At 41.6% G+C, this 16,950-nt stretch carries 17 protein-coding genes and 2 pseudogenes; 8 read left to right on the forward strand and 11 right to left on the reverse strand.

What is annotated here, in order from left to right:
- Positions 1 to 220: 220 nt before the first annotated feature.
- From RMY16_RS24465 to RMY16_RS24480, 4 genes and pseudogenes are all read right to left on the reverse strand, one after another.
- A complete protein-coding gene (locus RMY16_RS24465) occupies positions 221 to 589 on the reverse strand; it encodes a pentapeptide repeat-containing protein (protein ID WP_322738535.1) in 369 nt (122 codons plus the stop codon).
- Positions 579 to 893: a hypothetical protein gene (locus RMY16_RS24470; protein WP_322738536.1), complete on the reverse strand. Its 315-nt coding sequence runs from the start codon at positions 891 to 893 to the stop codon at positions 579 to 581. The genes RMY16_RS24465 and RMY16_RS24470 overlap by 11 nt, the downstream gene beginning before the upstream one ends.
- A gap of 227 nt (positions 894 to 1,120) precedes the next feature.
- On the reverse strand, positions 1,121 to 1,651 hold the full coding sequence (locus RMY16_RS24475; RefSeq protein WP_322738537.1) for a hypothetical protein: 531 nt from the start codon (positions 1,649 to 1,651) through the stop codon (positions 1,121 to 1,123).
- A gap of 121 nt (positions 1,652 to 1,772) precedes the next feature.
- Positions 1,773 to 1,850 (reverse strand): annotated as a pseudogene (locus RMY16_RS24480) (DNA-binding response regulator); the annotation flags it as partial.
- A gap of 249 nt (positions 1,851 to 2,099) precedes the next feature.
- Between RMY16_RS24480 and RMY16_RS24485 the strand changes: the two are divergent.
- The 5 genes and pseudogenes from RMY16_RS24485 to RMY16_RS24500 all read left to right on the forward strand — a co-directional run.
- Positions 2,100 to 3,371: pseudogene (locus RMY16_RS24485) on the forward strand (AAA-like domain-containing protein); the annotation flags it as partial.
- A gap of 209 nt (positions 3,372 to 3,580) precedes the next feature.
- On the forward strand, positions 3,581 to 3,814 hold the full coding sequence (locus tag RMY16_RS33125) for a hypothetical protein (RefSeq protein ID WP_416211697.1): 234 nt from the start codon (positions 3,581 to 3,583) through the stop codon (positions 3,812 to 3,814).
- A 215-nt stretch (positions 3,815 to 4,029) separates the two neighbouring features.
- Positions 4,030 to 5,007, forward strand: coding sequence for an ABC transporter substrate-binding protein (locus tag RMY16_RS24490; RefSeq protein WP_322738539.1), 978 nt, complete (start codon positions 4,030 to 4,032; stop codon positions 5,005 to 5,007).
- Positions 5,008 to 5,016: 9 nt separating this feature from the next.
- Positions 5,017 to 7,680 carry a hybrid sensor histidine kinase/response regulator gene (locus tag RMY16_RS24495; protein ID WP_322738540.1) on the forward strand — a complete coding sequence of 888 codons (2,664 nt, stop codon included), beginning with the start codon at positions 5,017 to 5,019 and terminating at the stop codon, positions 7,678 to 7,680.
- Positions 7,670 to 9,037, forward strand: coding sequence for a diguanylate cyclase domain-containing protein (locus tag RMY16_RS24500; RefSeq protein ID WP_322738541.1), 1,368 nt, complete (start codon positions 7,670 to 7,672; stop codon positions 9,035 to 9,037). Before RMY16_RS24495 ends, RMY16_RS24500 begins: the two co-directional genes overlap by 11 nt.
- 75 nt (positions 9,038 to 9,112) lie before the next feature.
- Here RMY16_RS24500 and aat read toward each other — a convergent pair whose 3' ends face one another.
- Entirely contained in the window at positions 9,113 to 9,688 is a 576-nt protein-coding gene (gene aat / locus RMY16_RS24505) for a leucyl/phenylalanyl-tRNA--protein transferase (protein ID WP_322738542.1), read from the reverse strand.
- Positions 9,689 to 9,791: 103 nt separating this feature from the next.
- Between aat and RMY16_RS24510 the strand changes: the two genes are divergently transcribed.
- A complete protein-coding gene (locus RMY16_RS24510; protein ID WP_012410384.1) occupies positions 9,792 to 10,121 on the forward strand; it encodes a hypothetical protein in 330 nt (109 codons plus the stop codon).
- An 84-nt stretch (positions 10,122 to 10,205) separates the two neighbouring features.
- Here RMY16_RS24510 and rpsN read toward each other — a convergent pair whose 3' ends face one another.
- The 6 genes from rpsN to RMY16_RS24540 all read right to left on the reverse strand — a co-directional run bounded on the left by rpsN (position 10,206) and on the right by RMY16_RS24540 (position 15,009).
- Positions 10,206 to 10,508, reverse strand: a complete 303-nt coding sequence (rpsN, locus tag RMY16_RS24515) for a 30S ribosomal protein S14 (protein ID WP_190939279.1) — start codon at positions 10,506 to 10,508, stop codon at positions 10,206 to 10,208.
- Between the two features lie 76 nt (positions 10,509 to 10,584).
- The gene (nth, locus tag RMY16_RS24520; RefSeq protein ID WP_322738543.1) at positions 10,585 to 11,277 is read right to left on the reverse strand and encodes an endonuclease III; all 693 of its coding nucleotides are present in this window, start codon (positions 11,275 to 11,277) and stop codon (positions 10,585 to 10,587) included.
- Entirely contained in the window at positions 11,253 to 12,353 is a 1,101-nt protein-coding gene (rseP, locus tag RMY16_RS24525) for an RIP metalloprotease RseP (RefSeq protein ID WP_322738544.1), read from the reverse strand. Before rseP ends, nth begins: the two co-directional genes overlap by 25 nt.
- A 206-nt stretch (positions 12,354 to 12,559) precedes the next feature.
- Positions 12,560 to 13,840 (reverse strand): serine--tRNA ligase, encoded by a 1,281-nt coding sequence (gene serS / locus RMY16_RS24530; RefSeq protein WP_322661075.1) that lies wholly within the window; start codon positions 13,838 to 13,840, stop codon positions 12,560 to 12,562.
- 157 nt (positions 13,841 to 13,997) lie between these two features.
- Positions 13,998 to 14,198 (reverse strand): hypothetical protein, encoded by a 201-nt coding sequence (locus tag RMY16_RS24535; RefSeq protein WP_322738545.1) that lies wholly within the window; start codon positions 14,196 to 14,198, stop codon positions 13,998 to 14,000.
- A 232-nt stretch (positions 14,199 to 14,430) separates the two neighbouring features.
- Positions 14,431 to 15,009, reverse strand: a complete 579-nt coding sequence (locus RMY16_RS24540; protein ID WP_322661073.1) for a DUF3611 family protein — start codon at positions 15,007 to 15,009, stop codon at positions 14,431 to 14,433.
- 665 nt (positions 15,010 to 15,674) lie between these two features.
- On the opposite strand from RMY16_RS24540, the gene RMY16_RS24545 reads away from it, so the two are divergent.
- Together RMY16_RS24545 and RMY16_RS24550 are read left to right on the forward strand one after the other, a co-directional pair.
- Positions 15,675 to 16,022: a PadR family transcriptional regulator gene (locus RMY16_RS24545; RefSeq protein WP_322661071.1), complete on the forward strand. Its 348-nt coding sequence runs from the start codon at positions 15,675 to 15,677 to the stop codon at positions 16,020 to 16,022.
- 53 nt (positions 16,023 to 16,075) lie between these two features.
- A complete protein-coding gene (locus RMY16_RS24550) occupies positions 16,076 to 16,606 on the forward strand; it encodes a cofactor assembly of complex C subunit B (RefSeq protein ID WP_322738546.1) in 531 nt (176 codons plus the stop codon).
- Positions 16,607 to 16,950: the final 344 nt, after the last annotated feature.

Raw genomic sequence — 16,950 nt, forward strand, 5'->3', positions numbered from 1 at the left:
AGTTAAGAGTTAAGAGTTAAGAGTTAAGAGTTAAGAGTTAAGAGTTAAGAGTTTTATTTATCTCCTTGTCCCCTCATCTCCCTCATCTCCCCGCTCCCCCGCTCCCCCGCTCCCCCGCTCCCCCGCTCCCCTGCTCCCCTGCTCCCCTGCCCCTCTGCTCCCCTGCTCCCCTACTCCCCTGAATCCTTACGCGCAGTCGAAGTATGCTCCTCTACTCCCTTCACATCTTCCGCATATTTCTACCGATCGGATCAAAACCTCTAGAAAATCGCGTACTTTCATCGTAGTAAGCGCCAGTCAGATTAGCTCCATACAACTTGGCATAGTTGAGTTTTGCTCCTCGGAGATTTGCTTCATTCAGATTGGCACCGCTCAAATTAGCTCTGGTCAAATTCGCTTTGGCTAAATTAGTTCTACTCAAATCTGCTCCCCAGAGTTTAGCTTTAGCTAGGTTAGCTCCACTCAAGTCAGATCCCCATAAATTAATTCCCGGCAAATCGGCTCCAATCAGCTTGTCCCTACTCAAGTTGACGGCTGGAAAATATCTTTCTCCTGCGGCAAAACGCCTTTTTAATTCTTCAGCATTCATGCGTCACGTTGACCTTCTTTAGCAATACAGAAGTTATTTGTTCCCATTCTTGGCTTAGTTCTCCTGAAAATTCTGGCTGACCACTGCGTTGATACCAGAAATGGGCATTATTTAAATCGCCTTCTTTACGGTGCAAATAAGCATGAACCCAGGCACTGTCGGCATCGCTGGCATTTGCAACTATTTGATGAGCTTTCTTCCAATCACCTTTATTGTCATACCACATTGCTTGCAGCCCTTTTGGTAGTGTCTGAGGACATGGCCGCTGCTTTTCGATCAATCGCAGGAATTCCTCTGTATTCATGATCGCCACCTAACAAGAATCAAACTTCTATCTCTAAGATACTCCTCAGCTTAAGGCTAAGGGGAAAAGAAGAAGCAGGGGAGCAGAGGGGCAGGGGAGCAGGGAGATGAGGCAGATGAGGGAGATGAGGGAGATGAGGGGACAAGGAGATAAATAAAACTCCTAACTCAGCACTCAGCACTCAGCACTCAGCACTCAGCACTCCTAACGCCTAATGCCCTTCATCTCTACTTAACTGGAATAACTTCAAACTGGAAAGTACCGATCAAACGGTTATCAATATAGACTTCTATTCTATGCTTACCAACTGGATCGCCAGCAGCGATTGTCCAAAAATTCTCAATTACACCTTCTGGAGCCGACTGTGTGCGCCGTGTTACAGATGTCTTACCGTCTGCTGATATTGAGAAATCTTCACCATTATCTGTACCCCAAGTTTCTGGAGGTTTTGGTAAATACAAGACTTCACGCCATTTCACTTCACCTTGGTAGTTTTTGAGTTTAATCCGCCACCCGTAGGTGTTTCCTTCCTGAAGTGGCACTCTTGTTGTCTGAAAAATGGTAACGTTTCCTTTGGAGTCAACTCTCTTCAGACCAAACTCGGTGTTACTGACAGTAATCTGTTTTGCATTCGTTGGCGCCGGAGATGATATGGCATTTTCTACCAAAACAGAAGTAGCGTTGATTGGCTCAGAACCTACGATCCCAGATATTAGCCAAAAAGCAGCTAGCACAGTAGTAGTAGTCCAAATTCTCATTAGTATGGTTTTCCTGTCAGACTTTTGGTACTTATTCAAGTAATCTGCCATGTTTTCCGGGTCAAGGTTAGCGATGGTTAGACAAAGACGAAATTGCTTGCAGAAATTTGGCGGATTTAATCAACCCACTGACTTTGGTCAACATCCAATCTAAAATCAGTAAATCATAGTCTTTGCGAAAGGCAAACCATTGCGCCGTTGTTTCTCAATCTGCGTTGGCGTAGCCCGCACTTCGGCTGCGCCCTTCTCTACGAGAGGCTGCGCCAACGGCTACGCTCAGGACAGGCTCAGTGACCACCGTAGGCATCGCATTTACTGCATACTCATTCCTCACCGTCTTACTCTAAGAGACACTTCACGAATGCGACAGTGTGGCATGGATATAGTATCCTGAATTCTGAATTCTGACTCCTTCTTTATCTCCTCCTTTTCTAATCACACTTTGCACATGAGATACCAAGTTGGCGGTAGCCTCCACAGTGACGATCCCACTTATGTTATGCGTCAAGCAGATGAAAAACTTTATAACAGTCTGAAAGGTGGCGATTTTTGCTACGTCTTCAACTCTCGCCAAATGGGTAAATCATCCCTACTACAGCGAATAAGTCGTCGTCTCAAGTCAGAAGGCTATAAATGTGTTTACTTAGACGTGACGCAATTGGGTAGCGAGGATACTACATCAGCACAATGGTATAAAGGAATCATTGTCAGCATATTCTACGGGTTAAATCTGGCGGAACAGGTCAATTTTAAGCAATGGTGGAATATGCAAACAGGTCTTTCTCCTGTACAAAAACTACACCAGTTTGTTGAAGAAGTATTGCTGCCAAATGTCAAGAGCGATTCTGAAGGAAGCGGCGAAGCTAAAGGCATTTTCATTTTAATTGATGAAATTGATAGTTTGCTGAGTTTGAATTTTCCGGTCAATGACTTTTTTGCCTGGATTCGTCATTGCTACAATCAACAGGCACACGATCCGAATTTTAAACGCCTGGGATTTGCATTGTTTGGAGTCGCCAGTCCATCTGACTTAATTGCTGACAAACGCCGAACACCTTTTAACATTGGGACAGCTATAGAGTTATACGGCTTTCAATTGCATGAAACTAGCCCATTGCTAAATGGGTTACAGGGAGCAATCAGCCAACCAGAAGTGGTGCTACAAGAGGTGATCTATTGGACAGGAGGACAACCGTTTCTAACTCAAAAACTCTGTCAGTTAGTTCTCCAAACTGCCTTAAAGACATCAGAACGAAAAATTGTCCTATCCCCAAACACTGAGGCATATTGGGTAGAAAAATTGGTGCGATCGCAGATTATCCAACACTGGGAATCACAAGATGAACCCGAACACCTCCGCACGATTCGCGATCGCCTACTTTTCAACCAACAACAAGCCGGACGGTTATTGAGTCTTTATCAGCAGGTATTGCAAGCACAGGAAATAGAAGATGGAGGGATGGGAGGACGAGGAGACGCAAAAAGGAAAGACACTAGTGATTTTTTGCATCTTCTACCTGCAATATCTCCCGTGCCTACCGATGATAGTCGAGAACAGACGCAGCTTTTACTATCGGGATTGGTCGAGAAACGCAACGGCTATCTTAGAATTAAAAATCCCATCTACCGCAGTATTTTTAATGCTGAATGGGTGTTAAAGCAGCTAGACAATCTGCGCCCTTATTCACAGTCATTCAATGCTTGGGTAGCATCGGGCTTTTTAAAATGATTGCATTGGTCTGGGTTTCAGAGCTACGATCAATGCTGTCTTCCCAAGCCTGCAACCCCATACCTCACACCCTTCTTCATGACCATCTTCAAAGGGCACAAATCTGCGGTGTGGCGAGTTGCCTTTAGCCCAGATGGAAAACGATCGCTTCTGCCAGTAGCGATTTTAGCGTTCAGCTTTGGCAACTAAATGGCACTTTAATCAGAACTCTTAAACATCAGCGTGGTGTGTGGGGAATTGCCTTCAGCCCCGATGGCAAAACCCTCGCCTCTGAGGGAGATAACCAACTACTTGTGATTATGTGGGATTTAGAACAAATTCTCCATTTCAACCTACTGAAATACAGTTGTGATTGGGTGGGGGATTATTTAAAGACTGATATAACAGTGGAAAAGAGCGATCGCTCTCTTTGCAATTACAGCCTATTTCATTGATTTGAACCATAATACCTTGTTGGGGCGGCTCAATACCTGTGATGAAATTATCAAACCGCCCTTGCGGTCAGAATTTATAAATATTGAAGCAATTTCAACAGCCAAAACTCATTGAATACAATTACTGACAAAATTTCCACGTCAATTTCAATTTGATCAACTAGTTTATTTAGCTGAATATTTGATTAATAATAATTAAAAATATCAAAAATTCTATGCTTAAACTACTCAGATACATTAGTATTTTTATCATTACCGCCTGTTTACTACTTGCTTGTAATACTTCAGTACCAACTGAAGTAAAACGCCCTCCATTGAAAGTGATATTTGGATCTTTTGTTGGAGAGCTTCCAGGCATCATTGCTCAAAAAAAAGGATTCTTCAAAGCCCAAGGGGTAGATGTGGAACTAATTCATACACAATACGCCCAATTGGAACAAGCAAACTTCAATGCGGGTAAGTATGATGGGATTACATCGTCTTTGGGGAATTTTATAATCTTGAGTGCCACAAATCCAGATATACAAGGCGCGATCGTTATAGATGAATCAATAGGAGCAGATGTGGTAGTCGCCCAATCAAAAATTAAAACCGTAGCTGACTTGAAAGGGAAAAAGCTAGGTGCAAATCTAGGTGGTTTTAGCGAAGTTTTCGTGACTGAAATGTTGAAAGCTGCAAACTTAACCAGTGATGATGTGAGCTTGGTTCAATTAGAGGCTTTAGAAATTCCTAAACGCCTGAAAAATAATATGATTCAAGCCGGACATACTTGGGAACCCTATCTCTCTGAAGTGATGAAATTAGGGGGAAATATTCTATTTACGAGCAAACAAACCCCTGGCTTGATTTTAGATTTAATTATCTTTCGCGGTGAGACAATCCGCGATCGCCCCGAAGACATTCGTGCATTTGTGCGAGGATGGCTGCAAGCCTCGACCTACTGGAAAGGAAATATTGAGGAAGGAAACGCTATTATCAGCAAAGCATTAAAAATTCCGATCAATACTCTCTCTCTAGAGGGAATAAACCTACCTGATTTAGGTGAAAATGAAAAATATTTTCAATCTAGCAATCCTAACTCCATTTACAAAACTGCCAAGATATATGCAGACTTTTTTATTCGCTCTGGAAACATTACGCGTATTCCTGAGCTAAAAAGTTTGTTCAATTCTTCCTTCTTGAATCCTCCCTAGCTTGAAGCTATGCAGCACTCCTTTTTAGGCGGCATCCGTACAAAGTTGATCGCCTCATTTCTCATTGTTGCTTTGATTCCGTTGCTGTTATTGGCATTTGTCAACAAACAGACAACCGAAAAAGCACTAACTGACAACGCCCGACAAGCCTTATCTGCGGCAGCTAACGAAACTGCTAACAGAATAGATGCCTTTATTGATGGAAATCTCAATGCCGTGCGCGTAGAGGCGATTTTACCAGGTTTGGGACGCTACCTCAGCCTAACTCCAAAACAGCGAGATGGCAGCCCCGAAATGCAATTGGCGACAGAAACATTAATCCGTCTCAGTCGCAAAGATATGCTCAATATTCTCTCTTATGCTTTACTCGACTTAAACGGTAAAAATGTATTGGATACACGTACAATAAATATTGGCAAAGATGAATCAGTTCAAGATTATTTTAAAAAACCGCTACAAACTGGTTTATCCTTTGTTTCTAGCATGAAGCGATCGCCGACAATCCCCGATCTTATTACTCTCTTTTTTAGCAGTCCAGTTCGCAATGCCAAGGGAGATATATTGGGTGTATTGCGTGTTTCATATAATGCCACTGTTGTTCAGCAGTTAGTAACTCGGCAAACCGAACGGGCTGGGGAAAAATCTTTTGCGATTCTTTTAGATGACAATAATATTTATCTGGCACATAGTACTGCACCAGAATTGCTTTTTAAATCAATTGTGCCTCTGCCTGACGATGTTGTAACTCAACTGCAATCGGAAGGTCGTTTGCCTAATTCTTCTTTCAAAGAATTGGCAACTAATGAGTCAAAACTTAAACAAGCATTGAATAATAAACAATCGTATTTAATTGCATCTTTGTCAGCAACAGGTAATCAGGTTAATTTAATTGCGATCGCTCGTTTGCAATATAAACCTTGGTCTGTGTTGTTTGCACGACCCCTTGCCGTTGCCCTAGCACCTGTAGAAAAGCAAATTCGCGACACAATTTTGTTATTTGTATTTATCGCTGGAATAGTGGCAATCATCGCTTTTATTATTGGACAACTGCTTACAAAGCCAATAATTCACCTTACCAAGATAGTTTTCCAGTTTACCGCAGGTAACTTAGATATCCGTGCCAAAAATAAATCAAAAGACGAAATAGGTCAACTGGCAAAATCGTTTAATAACATGGCACTTCAGTTACAAACATCTTTGGAAACTTTGGAACAACGGGTACAGGAGAGAACAGCAGAGTTAGCCATTGCTAAAGACAAAGCCGAAGTAGCAAATCAAGCTAAAAGTTTATTTATTGCTAATATGAGTCATGAATTGCGATCGCCCCTCAATGCTGTTCTAGGTTTTTCTCAATTAATGTTACGTGCTAAAAACTTACCTGCCGAGCATTACGAAAATGCCGGGATCATTTATCACAGTGGTGATTATTTACTCACACTTATTAATAATATTCTCGATTTATCAAAAATAGAAGCGGGTCAAACTACTCTTAACCCTAGAGACTTTGACCTGTATCGTTTGCTAGATGACTTAGAAGATATGCTACATTTACAGGCAAGTAATCAAGGCTTAAATTTAATATTTCAACGTAGTGAAAATGTTCCATGTTATATTTGCACAGATGAGTTAAAACTCCGGCAAGTATTAATTAATTTGATTACTAATGCAATTAAGTTTACTAAAAAAGGAACAATTAGTTTAACAGTAAATAATAGTAGTGAAGAAATCACAGATATTTTAACTCTTGATTTTCAACTCTGTGATACAGGAGTGGGGATTGCAGCCGCAGAATTACCCAAACTATTTAATGCTTTTTCTCAAGCACAAGCTGGAAAAGAATCTCAAGAAGGAACGGGTTTAGGTTTAGCAATAAGTCACAAGTTTATTCAGTTAATGGGAGGAGATATTTCTGTTGAAAGTAAATTAGGAATTGGGACAAATTTTAAATTTTATATTCAAGCAAAATTAGGTCAACCAACAGATAGCAATACTTTAGAAGTACATCCAAAAGTATTAGAACTTGCACCAGGACAACCTATATATAAACTATTAATAGTAGATGATAAACCTATTAATCGCCAATTATTAATTAAACTTTTACAACCATTAGGGTTTGAGATGAAAGAAGCTAGTAATGGAAAAGAAGCGATCGCTATTTGGAATGAATGGGAACCCCACCTGATTTGGATGGATATGCGAATGCCTGTCATGGACGGTTACGAAGCTACAAAATATATCAAGTCCACTACCAAGGGGAATGCTACAGCTATAATTGCTCTGACGGCGAGTGTTTTAGAAGAAGAGAAAGCGATCGTTCTTTCAGCCGGATGTGATGACTTTCTCCGCAAACCTTTTGCAGAACATACAATTTTTGATACACTCGCCAAACATCTTGGTGTCAAATACATATTTACTGAAAATAATTATTCAAATTTAGAATATATAGAAAAAAAATATTTAACATCTAACAATCTAATTTGTATGTCTCAGGAATGGATTAATCAATTCTATGAAGCTGCTTTAGAAGCAAATACTAATCGGGTCATAGAATTAATTAGAGATGTTCCCAAAACAGAAACTTTTTTAATTCAATCTTTAACAAAACTTGCACGTCAATTTGAATTTGAGGAATTGATTGATTTAGCCGAACCCCTGAGAAGCAATGAATCTTGATTCTGATAAAGAAAATAAAGGTAATATTCTCCTAGTAGACGACAGTCCTAAAAATTTACATTTATTAAGTGATTGTCTAGTCAAACTCGGCTACACTGTTCGCAGTGTCACAAGTGGGCGGATGGCACTAAAAACAGTAAAGGCGAAGCAACCAGATATTATTCTTTTAGATATCAAGATGCCAGAAATGGATGGCTATCAAATTTGTAGAATTCTGAAAGCGGATGAAGTTCTACGCACCATTCCTGTTATTTTTATTAGTGCTTTAGATGATGTTTTCGATAAAGTAACGGCCTTTAAATCAGGGGGCATAGACTACATCACCAAACCCTTTCAAATGGAAGAAGTTGTAGCGCGTCTAGAAAATCAGTTAACCATTCAACGCCAACAACGGCTTCTAGAACAAGAAAATATTAAGCGTAGGGAAACAGAAGAGATACTGTATCAGTCCAGGGCAATGCTAGCTAGTATTTTGAATAGTTCACTAGATGGTATTGCCGCTATGCAAGCTGTTCGCAACCCCGCAAGCGGAGACATTGAGGATTTTTGTTGCTTAGTTATCAATCCTGTAATTGCTAAAGCCTTCGGAAGCAAATGTGAAGAGATGATTGGCAAATTAGTACTCAAAAAACTCTTAGTTCATTTAGAACCAGAACTCTTTAATCACTTTGTTAATCTTGTTGAAACGGGGGAAGCTTTAAAAGGGGATTTTTACCATCCATTAGGCAATTCTTGCTGGTATCACTTTGTCGCAGTCAAACTAGATGATGGTTTTGCTATTACCATACGCGACATCACTGGACGTAAACAAATTGAATTGGCTCTGCAAGATGCAAATCAGAAACTAGAACAACTGGCAAATTTAGATGGCTTGACTCAGGTGGCTAACCGTCGTTGCTTTGACGCACGACTGAAAGCAGAATGGAAACGCCTTGCACGAGAACAACAACCCTTGTCACTGATTATGTTTGATGTTGATAAATTCAAACTTTACAACGATTACTATGGTCATCTTGCAGGGGATGATTGTCTAATGAGCATAGCACAAACAGTACAACAGACAATTCATCGTCCTGCCGATTTAGTGGCGCGTTACGGTGGAGAAGAATTTTTGATACTCTTGCCCAACACTGACTTAGCGGGAGCAATCAAAGTAGCGCAAAGTATTCAGCAAGCAATTCATGCTCTGGCTATTCCCCATCTACAGTCTGATGTCAAGAATATCATCACCGTTAGTTTAGGAATTAGCTCTTGCATACCCATTTGGAACATCAAGCCAGATACACTTATTGCCTCAGCAGATAAAGCACTGTACCATGCCAAACAAAATGGGCGCGATTGCTATTGTAATGATTAAAACATTTTTTATGGTAATACCTTCATTCCCGCCATTAATACATCACTAACAATTACATCCGGTTTTTCTCTCAAATTAGACTAACTTACAAGCACGTTGCAACGCTTGCTGAAGTAAAGATTGATATTCTTTATCCTCAACCCGATAAGCACCAAATCGTTCCAAATGGGGATTCATCATTTGGGCATCAAAAAAGACAAATTCCCTCTGACGCAATCTTTCCACCAACTTAACCATCGCTACTTTTGAGCCTTCGGGAATGCGGTAAAACATCGACTCACCAATAAAAGCCCCACCAATCACAATCCCTAAAATTCCCCCAGCTAATTCGTTACCTTGCCAAGTTTCAAAACTATAAGCATAACCATTCTGGTAAAGTAGCCAGTAAATCTTTTCCAATTCCGGTGAAATCCAAGTTGTCTCTCTATCAGCACAGCCAGCAACTACAGCCTGAAAGTCCCGATTAATCGCTACAGTAAACCGCTCTTGATTCAAAACGCGCTGCAAAGACTTCGGGTAGCGAAACCTCTCATCTAAAGGAATCAAAGTCCGATCGCGACTTCCGTACCAACTCAGGCGATCGCGTTCATCAGCCATGAGAAAATAGCCTTGTGCATAGCCCTCAACAATAGCGGCGATATCATATTGCATAAATAAATATAAAAAAACACTAGAGAAACGCAATTTGATGCTAAAAAATCAACCTCAGCGTTCCTCTGCGTTTCCCTCCGCGTCCCTCTGCGTTAAAAAAAAGATGACTCAACCAATTCCACCCATCACCCTACCACCGCCCGAAAACCCCCTACTCGAAGGTGAATGGTTACGAGAACGCTTACAACGGTGGCTAGATACAGAATTTATCCCCGAAGCAGTCAACCAAAATATTGCTCAACGAGCCGCACAGATTTTTGTGCGTCAACGGATGGAAGGAGAAAATGACCTTGGTTCTCTGGTAATTGCCATTGTCACAGAGATGCAGTCCTATGATTTTTCCAATAGCTTCTACGGAGAGTTTGCGATCGCCAACGCCGTCAGCGATCTACTCTTAGAAAGTCTGGGAATTGATAAGTGTTGTGGTCAATAACAGTTAGGAGTTAGAAGTTAAGAGTTAGGAGTTAGGTTTGTCTCAATTAATAACTCATCACTCATAACTCATCACTCATAACTTTTACCAGCTAGACTTAACAACTCCAGGTAAAAGACCTTCATGCGCCCATTCTCGTAGTACATTCCGAGACAATCCAAAATCGCGGTAAACACCTCTAGAACGACCAGTCAACCAGCAACGGTTGCGGTGGCGGGTGGGCGCACTATTCCGGGGTAGCTGTTGAATCTTCCGATGGATTTCTAGCTTATCCAAAGGAGATGCTGCACTTCTGAACTCTTCTAAGAGAGCTTCCCGCTTGTCAGCATACTTTTCTATCAACTTGGTGCGCTTTTTCTCGCGCTCAATCATGCTCTTTTTTGCCATATATTCTCTAACTTATTTAAAGACACCGTTTTCCATTCTACAGTCTCTCCATCAATTCTGGGGTTACTTGTGTCGCTTACCCTACAACCACTGGCTTATTTGCAGCAGGACATAAATCGGCAAGCTCACAAGCAACGCAGACCGGAGAACGTGCTTTACAAATAGCACGACCGTGATAAATCAGCCGAATTGACCAATTTTCCCAATCAGGCTGAGGTAATAAACTCATTAAATCTTGCTCGATCCGAACGGGGTCTTTTGCTTCAGTTAAACCCAAACGTTCGCTTAGGCGCTTGACGTGAGTATCTACCGTCACGCCAGCATTAATGCCATAGGCATGAGCTAGGACTACATTCGCTGTTTTGCGCGCCACACCTGGAAGCTTTAATAATTGCTGCATTTGGTTGGGGACAACAGAGTTAAACTCAGTGACAATCATCCGACAGGCGGCTTGAATGTTCTTAGCTTTATTGCGATAAAATCCTGTTGAACGCACCAAACTTTCTAATTCTACCAAGTCAGCGATCGCTAAACTCTCAGCATCAGGAAACCGAGCAAATAAAGCTGGTGTTACCTTATTCACCCGCTCATCAGTACACTGAGCCGAGAGAATCGTTGCCACCAACAATTGTACTGGTGTTGAGTAGTTTAAAGAGCAAGTAGCATCTGGATAAAGACGCTTCAGACGAGCTAAAACTTCTATCGCCCGTTGCTTTTTAGATAACGATTTACGGGTAGTAACGCTCACTGGAATAATTTTTGTACCCACTCCAATTGGCTAGTTAATTGAGTAGTTTCTTTGACTATCAGAAAAATTCCTAACCCTAAGAGTAACACCAAACCAGTTTGCATTACACCTTCTTGAATCCGGGAGGGTACAGGCTTACCGCGTAAACCTTCAATCAACAGAAAAGCTAGTTGTCCGCCATCCAAAGCTGGTAAAGGCAAAATGTTGATAATAGCCAAGTTAATGCTGATAATTGCCGCAAAAGACAACAAGTTTACGGTATTGTCCTCAGCTAATTTTGCACCGATTTTGACAATATTAACTGGGCCAGAAACTTGTCCAGCAGTTTGTTGAAAATTGGTAATCAACTGGCCAAAACCGCTGAGTGTCCCAACAAATAATTGTTGAAACCTGTTAGCAGCAAGACCAAAAATTTCAAAAGGACTATTAGGACGGCGATAAATTGCTGTAGCATTTGGACTAAGTGCCACACCAACTACACCTTTGCCATCGGCTCCCAATTTTGGCGTTAATTTTAGGGTTTGTTGTTGGTTTTCACGCAGAATTTTCAGTTCGATTTGCTGATTAGGATGAGTTTGAATTTCTTTTGTCAGCAAAGGAGTTGATTTATCAGAAGCCGGGAGTTCTTGACCGTTAACAGCCAGAATAATATCTCCTTCCCGAATTCCTGCTTGATAGGCAACAGATTCTTGATTAACAGGCTGGACAACGACACCAGCTTGATAGTTTAATTCCTTGGGAATGCCGACAATACCCAATTGCAGAACCAACACCAAGTAGGCAAATATTAAATTTGCGATTACTCCGGCACTGATAACTATCGCCCTGTCTAAAACTGGACGGTTACGCAGCAGATTTGGGTCATTGGGTGGAACATCGCTATCGGGGTCATCATCAGGAAAGCCCACAAAGCCGCCCAAGGGAAAGGCGCGGACAGCATATTCAGTTTGTGAACCTTGGTACTTCAAAAGAACTGGGCCAAAACCCAAAGAAAAACGGTTAACGAGAATGCCTTGAGAACGCGCTGCAACAAAATGCCCCAACTCGTGTACCAAGATTAAAACAGCCAAGACTGCGATCGCTGCTAAAACTGACATAGAGTAAATTGTGAAGATATTAAGCTATAGTTATCTCCATTCTAATTGGGCATTGGGTATTGGGTATTAGTCATTGGTCATTGGTCATTTGTACTGAGCGTAGTCGTTGGCGTGGTCACTGAGCCTAGTCGAAGTGCAGCCTCTCGTAGAGAAGTATTGGTCATTGGTAAATAACAAAGGACAAAGGACAAATGACTAATGACAAATTATAAAACTTCACGTCCCAAGTAAGGTTGAAGCGCTTCTGGTATCCTTACTGTCCCATCAGGCTGTTGATAATTCTCTAAAATTGCTGCCATAGTCCGTCCTACCGCCAAACCCGAACCATTCAGAGTATGTACGAACTGGGTACCTTTTTTCCCCGCCTCTTTGAAACGAATATCAGCCCGTCGCGCCTGGAAATCTATAGTATTGGAACAGCTGGAAATTTCGCGGTATTTACCAGAAGAGGGCAACCAAACCTCTAAATCATAAGTTTTGGTAGAAGCAAATCCTAAATCTCCAGTACTTAAATTTACTACTCGGTAAGGCAACCGCAACGCCTGTAAAATTGCTTCTGCATTCCCTACCAATTTCTCCAGTTCATCAAAAGACGTACTGGGTTCGACAAACTTCACCATTTCCACCTTGTTAAATTGATGCAGGCGAATTAATCCCCGCATATCGCGCCCATAGCTACCAGCCTCGCGGCGAAAACAGGGAGTAAAGGCACAGTGGTAAATAGGTAAATCTTCAGCAGCGAGAATTTCACCTCGATAGAGATTTGTAACTGGAACTTCCGCTGTCGGAATCAGCCATAAATCATCATCAGCGCATTTAAAGCTTTCTTCGGCAAACTTGGGTAACTGACCGGTCGCTGTCAAAGACTCAGTATTTACTAACAGCGGGGGGCTGACTTCCACATACCCAGCTTGAGTATGAAGAGTCAGCATAAATTGAATTAATGCCCTCTCTAATGCCGCACCAGCGCCTATCAATGTCACAAAGCGACTTTGGGCAACTTTCACAGCTCGCTCAACATTGAGAATACCTAGCTTTTCGCCAATTTCCCAGTGAGGGAGAATATTCGGATTTTGGGGAATGTACTCATCACCCCAACGCCTCACTTCTACGTTATCTTCCTCATTCTTACCAAGGGGTGTAGAGTCGCTTGGTAAGTTGGGAAGCGCCAACACAAGTTGAGCAATTTCGGCTTTGAGGTTTTTTTCCTGGGGTTCTAGTTCGCTTAATGTAGCTTTGACAGAGTTACCTTCATCCCGCAAAGCTTGAATTTCTGGGTCTTGAGGATTGATTCCAGATTTAATCTTCTGTCCGACAATTTTACCGATTTCGTTGCTACGAGCTTGGAGTTGACTGCGTGTCCCCTCTAGTTCCCGTTGTTGCCGATCTAACAGTAATATCGGTTCGATGTCGTATTTACCACTACGACTATTCAATAGTTGTTGAACTAATTGCGGATTTTCCCGTATTTGCTTGATATCCAGCACAGATTTTTCTCAGTTTTTAGCCTATTATCTACCTGCCAACACATCAGCATATACTGATTTTGGCTTCGCATGAGCAGAAAAGCAACCATTTATATTTTTCTAGCCCGCCCTGCCAATCTTGCCAGGGCTAGAAAAATTTAAAATCCCAAATTTGGGATTAATCTTCCGATTTTCTCGATTCTTGAGTGTTTGCAGGTGAGGGTAGCCAGTAGGCAAGTACGCCTGATAAACCACTCCAGTAGACTGCCTGGTTTTGGCTATTATCGCGTTCCATAAAGATTAAGGAACTACATAATCCAATCATCAATGTGCTAAAAACTACTTGTATACCAAACTTCCAGATTTCTAGTTTTTTCATAGTGTCAGACCTCCAATAAAAATTAATTCACCCTGATAACGGTTCTAATATCACTCTTTAGATGGGTGCTAATATTAAGTAACTGGTATTAGTCTTCACACTCTACTTTGATAATTTCGGAAAAGTACAATTAACATATTTGAATTATTGCCATACAACCTCTGAAAAGAGGAGAAAAGAAGTCAAAAGAATTGCTGATTTTTGACTATTACCTTTTCTTGCGACTCCTTTTCTAAGGTCGGTTAATGCGATTGAGTAACCAAAGTGACGCCACCAGCCCTGCAAAGTGGGCTGAGACGGTGTTAGTGTTTGCCTGTACTACAAGCATATCTAGACCGCTAATAATCCGGGTAGGGTCAAAAAATTGGGTAGTTATCGCTTGTGGAGATATGGATCGTGCTACCAGTGTTCCAACGATCGCCTGCGCCCCCAAAAGAGTCACTAGCGTTCCTCCTAAATTTACCCACACCCCTAAGCGTAATACCTGCACAGTCTCGCTTTTCCGAGGGCGGTTGCTGGGATTGGAGGATTCCAATTGCTTGCCTATTCTCGTGTAACGGTAAGCTAAATAAATCCCCCCACCTAAAATAACCAGTCCACAAATTGCTAAAAATACGCCAAAGCCAGTCCCAGGATTATTACTAGGACTGCCAGTTCTTTGATTAAAGATGGCAAACAGTAGCACAATTATGCTAGAAACAACGCCTAGTACTAGCTGAATCCAGAAGCTAATCCAACCTGTAAGGCGAAAAGTTTGGGCAATTGCCCTGAGAGTTGAGGAAGATGATGGGGCATCAGGAGTTTGTGACATAGCGATCGCCAATATGCTGGGTGCTTGATAAAGGAAGACGAGGACGAGAGGACGAAGGGAAGCGAGGACACGGAGAGGTCTTTCCCTACGTCTCCCCTCTCCTGTCTTCTGTACCCTAGTCTTTAGCGCCTTCTTTGATAAATTTACTATCACACTTGCCAAATAAGACAAGAAATTCTGCGATCGAGGAAATCAGAAATGGTTACTGCTTAAGTATGTCTACCGACGTAGCAGCTCGATCCCAGATATATCCTTTAGCTTAAGATTTTAGAATTTGCATTGGGAAAATCACTGTAAAACAAAGTGTTTATTAAGTTTTACAGACAAAAAAGCATTTTACCTGTAAAATTTCTTCGATGGCATTTTATTGCTTAAGCAGTTCTAACCAGCTCGGCATCAATTAACACCAAGATAGTGACTTACTCACTGTCTGTTCGCTCCTCACCACACCGTATAGAGCTTGAGTAAGGGTACATTATTTTGTGCTCCTAAAACTCGCAAACTCGCCCCACAACTTCACAGGCGTGGGTAATTGTTTGATGTTTACGCAATGAATATCTAGTCTAAGTAGCTTTATATGTATTACTCACGTAGTAGTAGCACTGTATACTGGCTACAAGGATTGTAGACTTTACCCTAAGGCATTTTTTAGCCATTCACTAACCATGAAACTTGAGGATATATATCAATTTTTTGAGAATCCTCCGCCAACTTACCTTTGTCAAGAACTAGCAGTTTGTTACATACTGTCTGTTTTATTACAAGGTGAATCCTACGGAACCGAGTTGATCGAGCAATTAGAAACTGAGTATCCTGTCTATCGGCTTTCAGATACCGTACTTTACAGTGCAATTAAATTTCTGGAAGACCAAAATGCAATCACTGGATATTGGAAGAAACTCGAAGGACGGGGACGCCCCAGGCGGATGTACCAAGTTTCTCCCGAATGGCAAGTTCAAGCTCAGGATTTAGCTTTTCTTTGGCAAGACTACATCAACGGGAGGAAAAAGTAACGAATCATTGATAATGAATAAGTCTCCTCCAGTCAAACACTAACAATTAAGTTATGGATACTGCTATTTTGCCTTCTACGTTCCTGCTAACCTTGTTGTTATCGGTTGGGCTGTTTTTCTTTATTCGTGCCTCGACTAAAGACCGCACAGAAATAGCCCAACTAGTATCTGAGCAAGATGAAGCTGTTTTAATGTCTCAATTAAAAGAGTATTTTCGATCGCGGTCTTACCAAGTGGCAGCAGTAGATCGAGAACAAAATCAGGTAACTTTTGAAGGTAATGTTCGCCCCAGCTGGTTCTTAGCTATATTTCTAACTTTACTGGCAGCGACTGGGATTGTTTGTCTATCTCTGGTTGCATACCTGCTTTTTCCTAGCCTCAGTACCCTTGTTCTGGGGATGGTACTGCTGTCGCCTTTAAGTGGTCTATTTTATTGGAAAAAATCTGGAAGACTTGAGAAGGTATCGCTCAAAGTAGAAACAACTCAGAGCGAACAAACCTCCTCAAGTAAGATCACTGTAGTTGCCCATCGAGATGAACTCAGCGAGTTGCAGAGGACTCTACAGCTCAAGCCTGGGAAATAATTGTTGATTTTTGCGACCATCTCTTAACTATGATATGCAGACTTCTGACCTGACCTACTCTTTAGGCAATGGAAAGTAGCAAGGAGAAAATCAAGACTGCTGCTTTGTCAGTTTTCCCCACGACCAAAATCGTGGGGAAAAAATTTAAATTCATTGACAGAGCTTCCTTAACCATCTACGGCATAAGAGCGCAATTTCACTAGCACTTTTAGACACGCTTGGCTCTATACCCACTCCCTTCTGCATCATCAAATTAGTATCAACCCATGCAATCTAGCGTGGTTTGAAACAGGTTCACTTTCCAACTACCTGGACTAGATTTACTGGCAAATCAGCTACAAACT

The sequence above is a fragment of the Nostoc sp. DedQUE12b genome (genome assembly GCF_034530835.1).
Taxonomy (GTDB): domain Bacteria; phylum Cyanobacteriota; class Cyanobacteriia; order Cyanobacteriales; family Nostocaceae; genus Nostoc.